Source organism: Gimesia sp., from assembly GCF_040219335.1.
Classification (GTDB): Bacteria; Planctomycetota; Planctomycetia; order Planctomycetales; family Planctomycetaceae; genus Gimesia.
The window spans coordinates 226,735-240,806 of record NZ_JAVJSQ010000026.1; the positions used below are offsets into that span (position 1 = coordinate 226,735).

General features: G+C 54.0%; 16 protein-coding genes. 12 read left to right on the forward strand and 4 right to left on the reverse strand.

The genetic code is table 11. The annotated features are described in order from the left end of the window. Positions 1–115 precede the first annotated feature (115 nt). The 3 genes from RID21_RS20945 to RID21_RS20955 all read left to right on the forward strand — a co-directional run bounded on the left by RID21_RS20945 (position 116) and on the right by RID21_RS20955 (position 2,935). Entirely contained in the window at positions 116–466 is a 351-nt protein-coding gene (locus tag RID21_RS20945; RefSeq protein ID WP_350192240.1) for a hypothetical protein, read from the forward strand. Between the two features lie 507 nt (positions 467–973). Beyond that, complete coding sequence (locus RID21_RS20950) at positions 974–1,810, forward strand: hypothetical protein (RefSeq protein ID WP_350192242.1); 837 nt, start codon at positions 974–976, stop codon at positions 1,808–1,810. 63 nt (positions 1,811–1,873) lie between these two features. Then, positions 1,874–2,935 (forward strand): MamS/MamX family magnetosome protein, encoded by a 1,062-nt coding sequence (locus RID21_RS20955; RefSeq protein WP_350192244.1) that lies wholly within the window; start codon positions 1,874–1,876, stop codon positions 2,933–2,935. Between the two features lie 89 nt (positions 2,936–3,024). On the opposite strand, the gene RID21_RS20960 is transcribed toward RID21_RS20955, so the two are convergent. Then, positions 3,025–3,489 carry a hypothetical protein gene (locus RID21_RS20960; protein ID WP_350192246.1) on the reverse strand — a complete coding sequence of 155 codons (465 nt, stop codon included), beginning with the start codon at positions 3,487–3,489 and terminating at the stop codon, positions 3,025–3,027. Between the two features lie 314 nt (positions 3,490–3,803). Between RID21_RS20960 and RID21_RS20965 the strand changes: the two genes are divergently transcribed. From RID21_RS20965 to RID21_RS20985, 5 genes are all read left to right on the forward strand, one after another. After that, positions 3,804–5,126, forward strand: a complete 1,323-nt coding sequence (locus RID21_RS20965) for an acetylxylan esterase (protein WP_350192248.1) — start codon at positions 3,804–3,806, stop codon at positions 5,124–5,126. 41 nt (positions 5,127–5,167) lie between these two features. Further along, positions 5,168–5,797, forward strand: a complete 630-nt coding sequence (locus RID21_RS20970) for a hypothetical protein (RefSeq protein ID WP_350192250.1) — start codon at positions 5,168–5,170, stop codon at positions 5,795–5,797. Positions 5,798–5,842: 45 nt separating this feature from the next. After that, complete coding sequence (locus RID21_RS20975) at positions 5,843–6,712, forward strand: phytanoyl-CoA dioxygenase family protein (RefSeq protein WP_350192252.1); 870 nt, start codon at positions 5,843–5,845, stop codon at positions 6,710–6,712. Between the two features lie 84 nt (positions 6,713–6,796). Next, positions 6,797–7,345 (forward strand): formaldehyde-activating enzyme, encoded by a 549-nt coding sequence (gene fae / locus RID21_RS20980; RefSeq protein WP_350192254.1) that lies wholly within the window; start codon positions 6,797–6,799, stop codon positions 7,343–7,345. Positions 7,346–7,383: 38 nt separating this feature from the next. Then, complete coding sequence (locus RID21_RS20985; RefSeq protein WP_350192256.1) at positions 7,384–8,142, forward strand: SMI1/KNR4 family protein; 759 nt, start codon at positions 7,384–7,386, stop codon at positions 8,140–8,142. A 175-nt stretch (positions 8,143–8,317) separates the two neighbouring features. Here the strand turns inward: RID21_RS20985 and RID21_RS20990 are convergent, their stop codons facing one another. From RID21_RS20990 to RID21_RS21000, 3 genes are all read right to left on the reverse strand, one after another. Then, positions 8,318–9,760 (reverse strand): neutral/alkaline non-lysosomal ceramidase N-terminal domain-containing protein, encoded by a 1,443-nt coding sequence (locus tag RID21_RS20990; protein WP_350192258.1) that lies wholly within the window; start codon positions 9,758–9,760, stop codon positions 8,318–8,320. 28 nt (positions 9,761–9,788) lie between these two features. Beyond that, positions 9,789–10,094: a Dabb family protein gene (locus RID21_RS20995; RefSeq protein WP_145442561.1), complete on the reverse strand. Its 306-nt coding sequence runs from the start codon at positions 10,092–10,094 to the stop codon at positions 9,789–9,791. Between the two features lie 201 nt (positions 10,095–10,295). Next, positions 10,296–11,165: an aminoglycoside phosphotransferase family protein gene (locus RID21_RS21000; protein WP_350192260.1), complete on the reverse strand. Its 870-nt coding sequence runs from the start codon at positions 11,163–11,165 to the stop codon at positions 10,296–10,298. Between the two features lie 284 nt (positions 11,166–11,449). Here RID21_RS21000 and RID21_RS21005 point away from each other — a divergent pair, with 284 nt between their 5' ends. The 4 genes from RID21_RS21005 (at position 11,450) to RID21_RS21020 (ending at position 13,567) form a co-directional block, all read left to right on the forward strand. Then, on the forward strand, positions 11,450–11,941 hold the full coding sequence (locus tag RID21_RS21005) for a MarR family winged helix-turn-helix transcriptional regulator (RefSeq protein ID WP_350192262.1): 492 nt from the start codon (positions 11,450–11,452) through the stop codon (positions 11,939–11,941). Positions 11,942–11,966: 25 nt separating this feature from the next. After that, positions 11,967–12,437 carry a VOC family protein gene (locus RID21_RS21010; RefSeq protein ID WP_350192264.1) on the forward strand — a complete coding sequence of 157 codons (471 nt, stop codon included), beginning with the start codon at positions 11,967–11,969 and terminating at the stop codon, positions 12,435–12,437. A gap of 45 nt (positions 12,438–12,482) precedes the next feature. Then, positions 12,483–13,157 carry an ankyrin repeat domain-containing protein gene (locus RID21_RS21015; protein ID WP_350192266.1) on the forward strand — a complete coding sequence of 225 codons (675 nt, stop codon included), beginning with the start codon at positions 12,483–12,485 and terminating at the stop codon, positions 13,155–13,157. An 86-nt stretch (positions 13,158–13,243) separates the two neighbouring features. After that, positions 13,244–13,567, forward strand: coding sequence for a DUF6959 family protein (locus RID21_RS21020; protein WP_350192268.1), 324 nt, complete (start codon positions 13,244–13,246; stop codon positions 13,565–13,567). Positions 13,568–14,072: the final 505 nt, after the last annotated feature.

The following is a 14,072-nucleotide window of genomic DNA, read 5'->3' on the forward strand; positions in this document are numbered from 1 at the left end:
TTCTAAGCACTTAATATAAATCATATTGGCAGACCTAAATGAACCTGGAAGGACATTTGCAATCAGATATTGACGATGTCGTTATTGACGTGCCTGTCCGTGCGGAGAAGCCGTGATGCAGGATTCAGAAGCCAGGCTGAGCTTGAAACATGAGGAATTGAACCGGGTCAGCCTGTTCTGTCCGCTCCTGTTAGCTCTTATTATCGTGGCGCGGAGTGGACTAGCTGTGGCGGGATATCGTTCCTGGGACGGGATTCCTGTCGCCCTCCTCGTACTGGGAATCCTGACGTTCGTGGCTTACTTTCAACTGAAGCTGACGACCGGTCTGGGGCTGCGTGAATTCTGGCACCAGTGTTCCCTCCCTGCTGACCAGAGGCAGAAGTTGACATTCATCGACGCCAGCCTGATTTTCATTTATATCATGGCATTGAATGGCTACATCATTTACCTGGCGATTCTCGGTTAACGCGTGGGGCGAGATTTTCGGCCGGGAGAAACCCTTCTGCCAGATCGTCATGTACTCTACGCGATCAGGCTGGTGGCTCAGCATTCAGCGTGGGGACTCTGACCGAATCTGCCTGATGAGACCTCTTTCCCTCCCGCTAAAATTTTCCGGCACTTCATTTTTTATAAATTGAGTGATGCGAAGCGGTGTTTTCAATCTGTTGATTTTTCATGATCACGGATTTGAATGATCTTCCCTGCCGGCATAGTGGTTGCACAATTTTCAAAACCATGCGAGCAATGCTGTGACTGTTTTGTTTTATCGTGAGTCACACCCGATTCTGCATGACTGTCGCTGATGGGTGACAGGATGTCGCAGTGATTCAGCCTGCCCGCTTCTGTGTTGAAGAAATCCTGCCGGCAGTGTCAGGCACTGCCCAGCATATCGGCTTAATTGTCGATCCCTGCTCTGACCTCAAATGCCAACCACAAGGGAGAGATGATGCTAATTCGAGGGATACGATGTTTGATGCTACTCGGTCTGGGGCTGGTGCTGCTGCAGCCGGATCCGGGTGGGTTGTCCTCGGCAGCGGCCCAGGAGACTCCGAGTGAAGGGTTGGGTTATAGCCCTTACTATCCGGCCATTCAACCTGAAGACAGTGATCTGTCTGTGAATTTCAATGAAGAGAATCAAGAGGGTGATCGGAAAATGCAAAACGATTCACGACGTGAGAACGCACGACGGGGAGCGAAGAATCCGCCGGATTATGTGAATCGGCCTGCGGAGCATCGACGCAGAGACGACAATCCCGACGATCAGTGGTTTGATGATGACTGGTGGTACGATGGGTCGGAAGAGAATCCGCCACGTGAGACGCCACGGCGAGACGATCCCCGTGGAGAGCGCCCACACAGAGATCATCCGCGCGGCGAGCATCCCCGGAGAGGACGTCCTCCGCGTAGAAATAACCCCCACAGAGACAATCCCCGCGAAGACTCTGCCTGGTTCGACGAAGACTGGTGGCACGATGATTCCACCTGGTTTGATGAAAACTGGTGGCAGGATCAACGGGAAGAATATGACTACCAGCTGGGACGCGAAGATGCAGACGAGTATCGCTACTACGACAACTACTATGGCGATAACGATCTGCCGCAACACTGGTGGGAGATGGACAATAACGGGCAATACATGCCCGAGCAGTTACAGGGATTAAATCAGCGCTATGAAGGTGAACCCGCTGATCGCCCTGAGAACAATATCTATACCGACTGGTGGGAAGATCATGGAGCCGGCTACGGATACCAGTATGGCCACTCCAATCTGTCCAACCAGTATTACACCGCTGATGACTGGTGGGACTGAGTCCCACTCGTACAACCTCATGAATTTTGAATCTGGAACAACGTTAAACAAAGGAGTTTTATAATGGTTTTGAATAAGCAGATGTTGCTGACTTCTGCATTCAGTCTGGCTGTTGCCATGCCACTGTCTGTGATGGCGGATGACAACAAGTCTTCTACTGAGAAAGATCAGACTGGTTCGTCCGCCCAGTCCCGGAGCGACCGGGATACGGACTATTCCGAAAAGAAACAGGACAAACACCAGGCAAAACATCAAGGGAAGAAGAAACAGCACTCGCAGGACCATACGCGGAACATGAGTCGCTATAAGCTGGACATGGACGGCTGGGTACATGTCGGCGTCGACTATGACCGCGATGGTTTTTATGACGCTGTTGAAACGATTTTTCTGTATGACCTGGAAAAAGCGCAGAATGAGAGCCGCAAACGCTCTGACAATATGAAAAAGCAGGCGCAGCGTGACATGCAGCGTCGCGGCAATCGTCGTCAGGTGCAGTTGAGTGGTGAGATTCAGAAGCTGCAGACCAAACGCATTATGTCGGCTGAGCAGAAGCAGGTGCTAGCCCAGATTGAAACGAAGGAAGGCCAGACACAGCGTGTCTTCCTTGGTCCCCAGGAGCAGGTCAGTCAGCTGAACCTCGACAAAGGGGATGACATTCAGATCAAAGGCGTGAAAGGTCGCGTGAATAATCAGTCTGCGATTATGGCACAGTTCGTGTCGTTTAATGGTCAGTCAATCCAGAATGAGCTGCCCCGTCAGCAGAAGCTGAGAAAGTTTAAAGGGGATATTGTCAGTACGCGGAAGACCAGCTTCCAGGGTCGCGAGGGAAAATTTGTTGTCGCAAAACTGGAAACACCGCAAGAGAAAATGGTCCAGGTCAATCTGGGACCTGCTGACAGCTTTGAGGATGTGGACCTGTCAGAAGGAACATCCATCAAGTTACTTGCCCGTCGTGGTACCATCAATGGTCAGGATGCGCTGATCGCACAACTGATCCGCGTTGATGGCCAGAGCATTGACGTTCGGGAACCTACCGAACGTTCGCTCCGTAAAACCAAGCAGAAATCACGGAGTGACAGCGAGAACACGACCGCGCAGAATGATCAACAGCCCCGCATCCGCTAGGCCTTGATCTGACAGTTCATCAGCGAACGGAAACGATGGCTCTCCTCGTGGGGGTCATCGTTTTTTTTTGCGCAGACAACTAAGTCAACTCAGTTCGAGGGAATCGGCACGACTTTGAGTTTGACTTCAGAGTCGTCGACGATGCTGAGAACATCGCGGCAGTACTCGTGGCAGTTGATGCAGGTATTCAGCGAATGCATGTAAGCATAGCTGGCACCATCGAGATTTTTTTCTTCTGCCATCTTCGCGAGCTTCATCGCCTGCTTGCGGAGTTCCAGACGATGATGGGCATAGACGGCATCATCGTGGGACGCCCAGTCGGTGGCGATGCAGATCTGGTTGAGGGTGTTCGCCCCGCTGTGGATCTCTTTGAAGTTTTTCGTCACCAGGCCGTTGGTAATTTTCTGACAGCTGGCAAGCTTGGCCAGCATCAGCGCGGCCTGCTGATCACCTGGATCTGCTTCAGTTTTACGGAGCTCATCTGAGGCGAATACGCCGCCGGCGATTAACAGAATTGCGGTGGCTAACAGTAACCAGCGTTGCGTGATGCTCATTTCAGATCCTCGAGTGCCTGAGGCAGGTTTCTGCCTGCTTTGCGTAATCCGTACAATCGGTCTGATTCCTATTATCGGCTCTGGAGATCCGATTTCTGAACCCGATCAGGGGAAAAGGAGCGAGAATGGGGCGGGATGTAGTTTTTACAAGGGGGGGCGTTGCAGTCTGGTGATTGGACCGTCGCAGGGTGATCTACAGGACGCACCAGGGGCATTTCGCATTGAATTCGTTTACCGTTCGGTGCCTGTTCTGTTAGAATCATTTTCTCTTAATTGAAAACATGTTCTACGCCCTCCCGATACAGGAACACACCATGCACCTGCGACTTCTGAAACATCTTGTCTCGTCCTGCCTGACCCTGGCGCTGCTGCTCTCACTGTCTGCTTCGGCTGTGGCTGCGGACAAATACGAATTGAAAGTGGTGACCGATCGCCCTGATGCGATCTACAAGACCGGTGAGACGGCGAAGTTTCTGATTTCACTGACGAAGAATGGCAAGCCGGTCTCAGGCGAGAAGGTGAGCTTTACCGTGGATAATTTCATCGGCGGAGCTTCCGGTTTCCCTCAAGGGAGCAAGACACTGGGTGAAGAACCGACCGAGGTAGAAGTCAGTTCTGACAAGCCAGGCTTTCTGCGGTGCGTGGTCAAGGTGGGTACGCCGGTAAATCAGACCAAAATCGCGGGAGCCGGGTTCTCGCCGGAAAAGATCGAACTCAGCAAGCCGGCCCCGGAGGATTTTGACCAGTTCTGGACGAATCAGATCGCGAAACTCGAAGAGGTTCCGATGGATCCGAAACTGACGCCGGTCAAGCAGAAGGACGCCAAAGTTGAAGCATTCGACGTGCAGGTGAACTGCCTGGGTGGTGCTCCGGTCTCCGGTTATTTTGGTAAGCCGAAGGATGCAAAGGCGAAGAGCCTGCCGGCGATTCTGTGGGTGCATGGGGCCGGGGTAAGGAGTTCGTCGCTGACGAATGCCGTCAAAGGAGCGAACAACGAGATGCTGTCGATGGACATCAACGCACACGGTCTGCCCAACGGGAAGCCGGCTCAATACTACAAAGACCTGGCGGCAGGCAAACTGAAGGACTATCGGCAGGCGGGGCGCGAGAGTCGCGATACGGTTTACTTCCGCGGGATGTTTCTGCGTCTGGTACGGGCGATTGATTTTCTGACCGCGCAACCTGAGTGGGACGGGAAGACCGTGATTGTCATCGGGCACAGCCAGGGAGGTGGCCAGGCACTGACAGCTGGCGGTCTGGATGACCGGGTGACGTTCATCGCCACGGGGGTCCCTGCGATCTGCGATCATTCAGGACGTGCCGCCGGCCGGATTAACGGCTGGCCCAAGCTGGTCGAAACCGGAGCAGACGGCAAACCCAATCCTACGCAGTTGAAAGCAGCGTCGTACGTGGACGCGGTCAACTTCGCCACACGGGCGAAAGCCGATGCAATTATGAGCGTGGGCTTTATCGACAGCGTCTGTCCGCCGTCGAGCTGTTACGCGGCTTATAACCAGCTGAGCGGCAAGAAGCAGATCATCAACAAACCCCTGATGGGCCACGCCGCCCCGGCGGATATTCACAAGGCATTCTTCGATGCCGTGCTGAAGCATGTGGAGGAGCAGGCTAAGAAGTGAGGGGGATTTTTCCTGTTGATACTCTCTCCAGCAGAATCGTCATGGCATTCAACGAACTACCAGACCTGAATCAGTGCCGCCCGTTTGCTTATGACCGTGAGTCGACAGATCACGGTTCTAAAATTGGTGGTGCTGTCCCGGAGAATGTAAAGCCGCTGTATGTTGATGTGAATCAGAAATATTTTGGTACGATCGAATTTGAGTCGGGCCGGGCTGTCTCACTGTTTTACTCATTCGATATTTATGGCGATGATGAAACTCGCGATGTCATTTCGTTTAACAACCGGGTGCTTTTCCCCTCGAAGCTGATCCACGCGGTCGTCCATCAGGGTGGCATGTCGGACAGTGCTTCAGAGATCAAAGCGGAAGTAAGCTGTCAGCGAATTCGGTTCGAACCGATGCAAACAGATCGAATGCCGGAATCCCCGGAACAAGTTTCTCCCTGGTCTAAAGTCGGTGGAAGACCATTCATAGACAATGTGGCGCGCATCGGTCCTGCCTTTGAAGAGTTAGAACAAAGCGGATTTCGGCAGTTGTTTCAATTTGACACCCCTGACCCTCGAAGCGAAGTGTATATTGATGGTTTTCCCTGGGACCCCGGCTGGTTGCATGTCTTCGTGCGGGGAGAACATCTTGCAGAAGCGGAGTTTGCTTTCGTGGTTCAACAGTAATAGTTGCTCGTCCCCACTCTAATGAATCAATTAAAGGTCAGCAAAATGGATGTATCGTTTACGAACTCGCGTGAGGAAGTCGCTGCGGCGAAGCGGGTTGAAACGGACTGGGCGGCATTGAGTACAGGACAGCAGATTCGTTCGCTGGAACTGGATGGGTATGTCGTCCTGCCGGACCTGTTGTCGGCGGAGCAGATCGCAGGTATCCGTGCAGAGCTGATGCGACTGCCGACGCAGGGAACCGATTACAGCGCGCATCAGCGGGGATTCAGCGGTGTGCAGTGGACCGACTCGCCGACCGCGATCTCGGTGATTGCGTTGCCGGCGATGATTGCGTTTCTGGAGCGGCTGTTCGGGGATGAGCTGATCTGTACGTCGTGTACCTACGCGGTTTCACAGCCGGGGCATCCGGGAATCGCCATTCATACAGACGCGCAGCCTTATGGCTCGAAGATCTTCGGGCTGGGTGCCAGTTCGCCCTGCCTGGTGCGGGTGCTGTATTACCTGGATGATCTGACGCCTGAGCACAGCCCGTTCAAAGTGATTCCCGGTTCGCATCTTTCACTGCACGCGGACGGCAACCCGTATCGGCGATACCTGTCGCATGAAGATGAAGTGCTGGTCACCTGCCGGGCGGGCTCGGCGGTGATCATCAATCAGAAAGTATTCCACGCCAATTATCCCAATTACAGCGATACCGACCGGCACCTGCTGGCGATTGCCTATCGCCCGGCGTGGGCGGGGCCGATTGGAGAAGTGCCCGATTATGATCCGGAGCAGGTGCAGACGTTACCCGAGAACGTGCGACCGCTGTTTCGCAGCCTGAATACGCAGAAGATCGACTATGATCTACCGAACCGACCTGACAACATGGCGCGGTCTGCGCCGGGGATCAGTCCGCGGCGGTATGAGTGAGTCAGACTGGTTGCAGGTTGGCGGGGGATCGGGTAGGGTGATGTTTCAATTTCCGATTCAGTTCAACCAGCAAGGAGTGTCAGTATGAGTGATCGAATTGTAATGCGTACGGGGGAATGTCTGGTCGCCGGTGGTCCCGCTTTTACAGCTGCGGAACCGGAAGTGGTGATTGGTGAGCTGGATGGCCCCGTGGGGACGGCGATTGCCACGCTGACCGGCGGGCAGTCTGCGGGTCACTCGAAGGTGTTCGCGATTCTGAATACGGACATCCAAGTCAGACCGGTCACGCTGATGGTGAGCAAGGTCACGGTCAAGAGCAGTGCCTACACGAATATTCTGATGGGAACCGTGCAGGCCGCGATTGCCAATGGTGTGCTGGATGCAGTGCGGGCCGGTGATCTGCCGAAAGAGAAAGCGAATGACCTGGGCATAATCTGTTCGGTCTGGCTGAATCCGGGTGCAGCGACCGATGAAAACCTGGATCACAAGGCGCTGTTCGAGATTCATCGCAAAGCCACCGCACAGGCGATTCATAAAGCGATGCACAACGAACCCTCGATCGACTGGCTGCTGGAACACCAGGACGAGATCACGCATAAGTATTACCAGAAGGGTCTGGACGGGACGCTGTAAGCGTTGCCCGGTTTTCTGGCTCGCGAGAAGGATGCTGTATGCCCGAATCGAAAATGACGCGTCGCCATGCGATTTGCATGGCAGGCGCGCTACTCAGCGCCGCCTGCACCAGCGATAAAGGAGACGATCAGGTGGCTGGTAACGATCAGAGTCATCCCCCAGTGAACACGGTCACAGAAGCGTGGCATCGAATTCATGACTGGCTTTCAGCACATGCCCCAAAAATTCTTGCTAATCTGAATCCGCCAGCTACCGCGCAGGAAATTCAGGAAGCCGAACAGGTTTTCGCTCTGGAAATGCCGGAACAGTGGAAAGAACTCTACCGCACCCATAACGGAATGGATTCAGAGGGGAACCTGGGTAGTCTCTTCTATGGTATGCAGTTCCTTACACTACAGGAGGCAATTCGAGAGTTTAAAAACAACAACGTACCAGTAGATAACCTGGAGCCGGTTCGGGCTGCCGATTCAGGCATTCGCAGGGAAGACATCTTTAATCCCAAGTGGATCGCGTTTGCACATGACGGTGGAGAAACACTGCTCCGCGTTGACATGGATCCTGCTCCCACTGGAACTGCCGGGCAGGTTATCTTCACTGATCATGCAGACGACACTGTGATTCTGCTGAATCAAAACCTGTTGCAGTTCATGAAGCAATTTGTAGATGACCTCGCAGCAGGACGCTATTTTTTAAACCAAGAAGCTCTGGCAGAAGGAGATGAATTCCTTGACTGTAAACCTGAAATTGATGTGATTAACTGGTCGTTTTCATCGCGATGGGAACATCTTAAGGATTAACAGGTGTCTTACGAGTCAGCTGCTTTTGGTCACTTCTAAACTAACCAGTTTCAACCGGGGCTAACGCCCTGCGGCTAATGGTGTGCCCCGTTATGGAACGGGGATACCAGGGAACCATTGTCAGGCAAACCCAGGTGCAACACCGGCGGCTGGCGCCGTGCCGCTCAGTTGATTTCTACTTTTTGAACTGTGCGTTGATTGATTTAAGGGTTTCTTCGGTGAGGACCTGGCCGCCGGCGGGGCCGACGAGGTTGCTCTCGATGATGGCGCTGTAGCTGCCGCCGCGGACGGCTCTTTCATTAGGAACGTAGGAGCCGGGGCCGCAGAGCTGGATGACGAAGGTCTGCAGAGCCGGGCTGCGGGACTTCATCTGGGTGCCGAAATCGGTGAAGAGTTCGAAGTCGTTTGTGGCGATGGCGATGTCGCCCAGGCGGAGGGTGTGCAGTTCCATCGAATAGGGGCGGGAGGTGCCGGCCTGCTGTTCGTCGTAGCGGTCGAGGACACGCTGTTTCCAGTTTTTGATCCAGACCTTGGAGGGATCGTCGGCGTAGGCCTTGATCTCTTTGGTGATCCGCTCGTGGTCTGCTTCGCTGACGATCTGCAGTGGGAGTTCGATGGTGCGGACTTCGTGCTTGAGCAGTGCGTCGGCATGTTTTTCCTGCACGGCACCGGCGTGGGCTTCTTCCCAGCCGGCGACGATCCGCCGCGATAGTTCTTCGAGCAGCGTCAGGTTGCGGAGCTGCATCATGCGGGCTTCGGCTGCTTTGCGGTACATGGGACGGGGGACCTGATCACCGGCGGCACCGGCCCAGCCGAGCACGGTGAGCTGGTCGCCATATTTTTTCTTCAGGGCTTCGCGAACCGGGTGCCAGTAGTCGGCATTGACGGTGCTGCGTCCTTCGACGGCCTGTGCGGGGCAGGCGATGTTGACAGCGGTGGCGATGAGTTCGTCTTTGTCATTCCAGAAGCAGAGGACTTCCATGGTGTGGTCTTCGTAGCCTTCGATGCCGCGAAAATCTTTGGCGCTGGTACTGCCGTACATTTTGGCCCAGCCTCCCTCATAGAGGGCCCGTCGGTTCTGGGCGATGACCGCGTGCCCGAGTCCCCAGCCGACCTGGCCCGGCTGCCGTTCGTTCCAGGCCTTCTGAATGGCGTCGGCAATTTTCTGAGCGGCGAACTCGACGAATTCAGCAGGCTGTGTGACGCCGGTCCTGGGAAGGGTGTAGCGACCTTCGATCATCGTGGGTGCGGTGTGCGTGTGGGTCGCATTCATGATGACCTTCTGCAGCGAGAGGCCGGGCAGCTGGTCTTTGAGTTTTTCGCGGACCTTTTCGTGAATGCCTCCCCGGATGCAGACCAGGTCGCAGGAGACGAAGACGGCGTGCTCCAGCGATTTGTCTCCGTCGCGGGATTCCAGCACGAGGACGTTCGCGGTGACTGGGCTTTCGACCGTTTTCGCAATGCGGGTCCGCATCTGACCGGTAAGTGAGACCGGCAGTTCGGGAGTAATATCAGTCGACGTAGCACCCACGTAGAGTTGGGCGGCGTCTGCTGTGGAGGCAACGAAGAGGCAGAGTAGTGTCAGGCAGGCGAAACGGACAAGCGGGCGTGAGTACATGCGAAAACTCCTCGATGGATGGCGGGATTTAGTGGGCGACGGTGTCCAGGGATTCGAAGTCGGCTTCCTGAAAGTCTTCGACGGTGGTCAGCCAGTGTTCCTGAATAAAATCCTGGTGCGCCTGATGGTTGCTGTAGAAATCGTATTCTTCCTGCGTGGCAAACTTCATACTGATGCCGAAGGTATGGTCGTTCTTGGGGCTGGTCTGGCGGCGGATGGTGAAATCTTTAACGCCGGGGATGGCAGCCAGATCAGCGGCAGCGGCGAGGAAGGTCTGCTCTGCTTCAGAACCGGGGGCAGACTTGAGACGAAAGGTTACGGTATGTTCAATCACGGGTGATCCTTCAACTGCATAGCATTACTGACTCGACTTGAATGCGGTCCCGACGTCGGGCAGCCGCTCGTTCCATGTTAAGCAAGCACGCTGGAATTTACCATCATCTTTGTTCTGTCTGTACAAGCGAACCGAAAGCTGAGCAACCAGATTGATCGATCACCGGACAACGAAATCAAGAGTTGGGAGAACATGCGCTGCTCAGGCATCGGCCAGTACGCGTCGCAAAGTCGCCTGGCCGAGAGAGACGTGGCGGCGTTCGCCACTATCGAGCAGAACCAGTCCCAAAAGCAAAGCCCAACCGAGTGCGCGCTGAATCAGGCAAGGCTCAGCGTCATAGATATCAAGGAATGCGGTTCTGCTGGCGGGGGTTTCCAGTAAGAGCCAGGTGCACGCCAGATCGGTTGCGGGATCACCGGCTGATACGTCCCCCCAGTCGATCAGGCCGACCAGGGCACCATCGCGAACAATCACGTTGCGGGGATGCAAGTCGCCGTGAATCCAGACCATCTGGTCAGCGGGGGGCGTCTCACAACAGGCACGCCAGATGTCTGTCAGGCGCGTGACATCGACGTCGGTACGTTCGCGATGCCGATGCAGTCGTTCTTCAACGCCCTGACTGCGTGACTGCAGGGGAACGCCGCGATAGGGGTTCTGAGGTGCCCCGTCTTCAGCCGGCTGATGCAGTATAGAAAGGGTTTCCGCCAACAGGCGTACGTCTGCATCAGGGAAGTTGTGTTTCTCGGAGGTCTGCCCGGGAACCCACTTCACAACGCTCCAGGTCCAGGGAAAACGGGGGCCGGAGGAACCGATGTGGATGTGGAGTGGCAACTCCAGGGAGAGCCGCTCTGCAAGTTTTGGCAGACAGCGCTGTTCATTTTGCAGGAAAGGAACCGCGGCAGCACGGCGGGGCAAGCGGACCGCGTGATGTTCGCCAACGCGAAAGATGAAATTGTCCCAGCCTTCATCGACCAGAAACAGAGGCTGATTTGCCAGAGCAGGATAATCGACCAGCAACAGCTGGCGAACCAGGGGAAGATCGACCTGGATTTCAGCCTGGGGGTGGTTCAAGTGGAGTTCCTCAGTTACATACTCGGATCATTAATTTTCATAATAGGACAGTTTGATTGAACTTAAGCAGATTGCGTTCCAATCAGGACTAAAATCAGACTTTTAGACCGAACAGTCCACAATCGTACCATTAGCCTAACGCGTGTGAACCCCAGTCTGTCACCAATCAGTCATTTAACTCCTTATATCTTTACCTGGAGATACTTGACCTGAAACAAAAACTCTTCTATGCTTCTCATACGATAAATTCATTCCTCTTGCGAGCGCGGAGTCATCATAAATTTATGGCACAGGATTTGATTGACGTCTTAATCAGGCAGTGGAAGACAGAACGCCCGGACCTCAATGTTGAACCCATGGGGGTTGTCGGTCGGGTTTTGCGACTGGCAACGCGGCTGGAGCGTCGGGTGAGTGAAACACTGAAGCCGTACGGTCTGACCGTGGGGGGCTTTGATATTCTGGCCACGCTCCGCAGAACGGGAAATCCGCAGGGCCTGACGCCCACGGAACTGATGGAGGCGGTGATGCTCTCCTCGGGAGCGATGACGAACCGGATTGACCGACTGGAGGAACAGGGGCTCGTCGAACGTCGGCCTTCCCCCAATGACCGCCGTTCGCTGCAGGTACTGCTGACTGCAGAGGGGCGCAAAGTGGTCGATGAAGCGGTCGCGGACCGACTGGATGAAGCGGAAGGTGCGTTGTGCGGGCTCAAGGTAGAAGAGCGGGACCAACTGGCGGATCTGTTGCGGGCGATGCTGCAGGGTCTGAATGATTGATAGTCGCTGTTCAGGGAGAACTGATATGCATACGTGTGAAAAACGATTAGGCGAACTGGTCCTGCGAACCGAAAACCGGGAAGCATTGGTTGCCTTTTACCGAGACGTCATTGGACTGGAACTGTTTGCCAACTTTGACGGAGGCACCTTCCTGAAAATCGCGGACGACTTCGACGGGCATCCCCAGCTGCTGGCGATCTTTGATCAGACCTGGGAGTTCAGCGGACCGCAAGAGATCGAAGTGGGTATGGCCCGGGCCCGGACAGGGACGCTGCATCACTTCGCTTTCGCGATGGAACTGGAAGTATTCGAAAGCGAGAAAGCGCGGCTGGAAGCGTTGGAGATTGAGATGATGCTGACGGATCATCGGCAGTTCGGCTGGCACTCGATTTATCTCTATGATCCGGACGGGAACTCGGTGGAACTGGTCTGTTATGATGAAGCGATCCTGGATGCTGCTGCGAACCAGCGTGTGCGGGAGAGTGTCGAGGGGTGAGGGACTTTTTTACCTACCACGAAAGACACGAAAAGCACGAAAGTGATGCTACTCGGAACTGTACTTGAAACAGTAACGCACATTGATTACTGGAGGGAAGACTCTGTGAAGATTCCTTTGCTGGACGATGGGCGGGTCGATATTAAGACACTACGGGATCAGGTTGACTGGAACAATCTTTCTGCATTTGAGTCAATGCTAGTTACTTTACTTGACTACAATTGGGAAAGACTTTACGGAGAAATCAAAGAACATCCTGAACTTGCTAAGCTGGCATGGGAAGATGACAGAACTCTGTTGGGAATTGCCGCTCATGATGGTCAATTTGAAATAGTAAAACTTTTAGTGGAGTCAGGTGCAGACATAAACCACTTGTGTAGATGTTATACCCCTATTTATGGTGCAGTATGTAGTGGAAATCCTGAAATCGTACGCTACCTGATTCAAAGAGGAGTAACAAAAAGTCTTAACTATAAATGCGAGTGGAAAGAGAATACACCACTACAAAGAGCCGCCTACGAAGGATTAATAGAAATAGCGAGACTTCTGATAGAAGCAGGCGCTGATATCAATTCTATCGATAGTAAAGGAAGAACTCCGCTTGACCTGGCGGCCCTGAGAAGGCGTATAGAGGTTGTGCTACTTCTCGTTCAACACCATGCGAGACATCAACAGCCTGAAACTACAGAATATATTGAAGAACTCAGGCTTGTTGAATGAAAAGTACTACCACGAAAGACACGAAAAGCACGAAATTTTCTGAATAGATTGCGTGGTTCAATTCTTAATTTCAGGCGGAATCTCTCATGTATCAAGCAGACGTGGAAATTTATGCGGATACTTCGAACTACGCTGTGATGCGGCATCCGGGGCGGGAAAATCCTGGTTCACTGATCCAGGGGGATTCACTGTCGATCCTGTGTCAGTCGGCTGATGATATCCGGCGGGAACTGGATCGGGGCGATCTGGAAGAAGCACTCGGTGAACTGGAATACCTCAGAGAGCTGTTGTGGGGCAGGCTGGAACATTACCAGGCCGTGCTGGAGGACCATGACCTCGCGCTGCCAATGGGAAAGAGACTGGAACCTGATCCGCCGCTGGAAGAATATGAGGATGATGACGCTGAGTGATCTTTTTGCTACCACGAAAAGCACGAAAGACACGAAAGTGACAGGAAGCTGTGGTCGCGGGAACGAATTCTGGTACGATTGTCTCGCTCATGTTTTAAGAGAAACAGGTGACTCTGTTTTCGATTGAATGAGTGAGCTGCGACTTCCTGCTCGCTGTGCTCGGCCCGAATTTTATTCGGGCTCAGCCTGGTGCTGTGAGTGGAATAGCGATCGCCGCTGATTTTGGGATCTGCGTCTTCCTTTTTACCGGCGGCCAGGTAGCGTTTCTTAATTCGGATGATATATAGCAAAGTCGTTTCAACCGGGCTAATGCCCTGCGGCTCATTTTCTTTTCTGCTGTTGAAGTTTTGAAAACAAGAGTAACAGCATTGACGTGCCCCCACGAATGACACCAGTCACAAGACTCAGTGTTCTTTTGTGTCAATGGCTGTTCTGCTCGCCTGTTGGAGCGGAGCGGAAGCAGGCGAGCAGAACAGCTTCGCTTCCGGTACCGGGGCTCTGTAGC

What these genes read in the sequence shown, in the direction of transcription:
- RID21_RS20945 (WP_350192240.1), top strand. Translation starts at nt 116, where the DNA reads ATGCAGGATTCAGAAGCCAGGCTGAGCTTGAAACATGAGGAATTGAAC.
- RID21_RS20950 (WP_350192242.1), top strand. Translation starts at nt 974, where the DNA reads ATGCTACTCGGTCTGGGGCTGGTGCTGCTGCAGCCGGATCCGGGTGGG.
- RID21_RS20955 (WP_350192244.1), top strand. Translation starts at nt 1,874, where the DNA reads ATGGTTTTGAATAAGCAGATGTTGCTGACTTCTGCATTCAGTCTGGCT.
- RID21_RS20960 (WP_350192246.1), bottom strand. Translation starts at nt 3,489, where the DNA reads ATGAGCATCACGCAACGCTGGTTACTGTTAGCCACCGCAATTCTGTTA.
- RID21_RS20965 (WP_350192248.1), top strand. Translation starts at nt 3,804, where the DNA reads ATGCACCTGCGACTTCTGAAACATCTTGTCTCGTCCTGCCTGACCCTG.
- RID21_RS20970 (WP_350192250.1), top strand. Translation starts at nt 5,168, where the DNA reads ATGGCATTCAACGAACTACCAGACCTGAATCAGTGCCGCCCGTTTGCT.
- RID21_RS20975 (WP_350192252.1), top strand. Translation starts at nt 5,843, where the DNA reads ATGGATGTATCGTTTACGAACTCGCGTGAGGAAGTCGCTGCGGCGAAG.
- fae (WP_350192254.1), top strand. Translation starts at nt 6,797, where the DNA reads ATGAGTGATCGAATTGTAATGCGTACGGGGGAATGTCTGGTCGCCGGT.
- RID21_RS20985 (WP_350192256.1), top strand. Translation starts at nt 7,384, where the DNA reads ATGCCCGAATCGAAAATGACGCGTCGCCATGCGATTTGCATGGCAGGC.
- RID21_RS20990 (WP_350192258.1), bottom strand. Translation starts at nt 9,760, where the DNA reads ATGTACTCACGCCCGCTTGTCCGTTTCGCCTGCCTGACACTACTCTGC.
- RID21_RS21005 (WP_350192262.1), top strand. Translation starts at nt 11,450, where the DNA reads ATGGCACAGGATTTGATTGACGTCTTAATCAGGCAGTGGAAGACAGAA.
- RID21_RS21010 (WP_350192264.1), top strand. Translation starts at nt 11,967, where the DNA reads ATGCATACGTGTGAAAAACGATTAGGCGAACTGGTCCTGCGAACCGAA.
- RID21_RS21015 (WP_350192266.1), top strand. Translation starts at nt 12,483, where the DNA reads ATGCTACTCGGAACTGTACTTGAAACAGTAACGCACATTGATTACTGG.
- RID21_RS21020 (WP_350192268.1), top strand. Translation starts at nt 13,244, where the DNA reads ATGTATCAAGCAGACGTGGAAATTTATGCGGATACTTCGAACTACGCT.